This window comes from Nocardia sp. NPDC060220 (assembly GCF_042727815.1).
Lineage (GTDB): Bacteria > Actinomycetota > Actinomycetes > Mycobacteriales > Mycobacteriaceae > Nocardia.
On record NZ_JBHWZY010001359.1, the window covers coordinates 1 to 1,131 of the forward strand.

General features: G+C 68.1%; 2 protein-coding genes. Both read right to left on the minus strand.

The features are described from left to right. Window positions 1-651, minus strand: a 651-nt coding sequence (locus ACFWF3_RS36775; protein ID WP_379318852.1) for a CoA transferase subunit B, incomplete at its 3' end; no start/stop codon positions are given. Continuing rightward, the coding region (locus ACFWF3_RS36780) for a CoA transferase subunit A (RefSeq protein ID WP_379318854.1) at window positions 648-1,131 on the minus strand (484 nt) is incomplete at its 5' end. The genes ACFWF3_RS36780 and ACFWF3_RS36775, both read right to left, overlap by 4 nt.

Consider the following 1,131-nt stretch of genomic DNA (forward strand, 5'->3'; position numbering starts at 1 on the left):
GCCCGACGTGAGCGGTGCCGCGGTCCGGGCGCGGACGTGTTCCTCGCGCACGCCCGGTGCGCATTCGCGCAGGACCAGACCCGTCGGCTCGACGTCGATGACAGCCAAGTCGGTGATGATCCGATGCACGACGCCCGCCCCGGTGAGCGGCAAGGTACAGGTCGGCACGATTTTCGGGGTACCCGCCTTGTCGGTGTGCGTCATCACCACGATCACGCGGCGGGCGCCGTGGACCAGGTCCATCGCCCCGCCCATCCCTTTGACCATCTGACCCGGCACCATCCAGTTGGCGAGGTCGCCAGCGGCCGAGACCTGCATGCCGCCGAGGACCGCGGTGTCGATGTGGCCACCACGGATCATGCCGAAACTGAGCGACGAATCGAAGAACGAGGCGCCGTCGGCGACGGTGACGGTTTCTTTGCCCGCGTTGATCAGGTCGGCGTCGACGTCGTCGTCGTGGGGGTAGGGACCGGTGCCGAGAATCCCGTTCTCCGAATGCAGCGTCACCGCCACACCCTCGGGCAGGAAATTGGGGATCAGGGTCGGCAGCCCGATGCCGAGGTTGACGTACTCGCCGGACCGTAGTTCCCGCGCGGCGCGGGCGGCCATCTCGGTGCGCGTCCAGCCGAGCGCCACCGTCGATGCGCTCATGACACGGTCCGCCTTTCGATGAGTTTGGTCTGCGGCCCCGTGTGCACGATCCGGTCGACGAACACGCCGGGCAGATGCACCTGCGCCGGATCGAGGGAACCGGCGGGCACCAGCGTCTCGACCTGGGCGATACACACCGTGCCCGCCATCGCGGCGAGCGGGTTGAAATTGCGGGCGGCCTTGTTGAACACCAGATTTCCGTCGGTGTCGCCGATCAGGGCGTGCACGAGCGCGTAGTCGGCGGTGATGGATTCCTCGAGCACGAACCGGCGACCATGGAAGGTGCGGACCTCTTTGGCGGGCGAGGCGATCGCGACGGACCCGTCGGACCGGTACCGCCACGGCAATCCCCCGTCGGATACCGGCGTCCCGACACCCGCCGCGGTGAAGAAGGCCGGAATCCCGGTCCCGCCCGCGCGCAGTTTCTCGGCGAGGGTGCCCTGCGGTGTCAGTTCGACCTCCAGTTCACCGGACAGATAC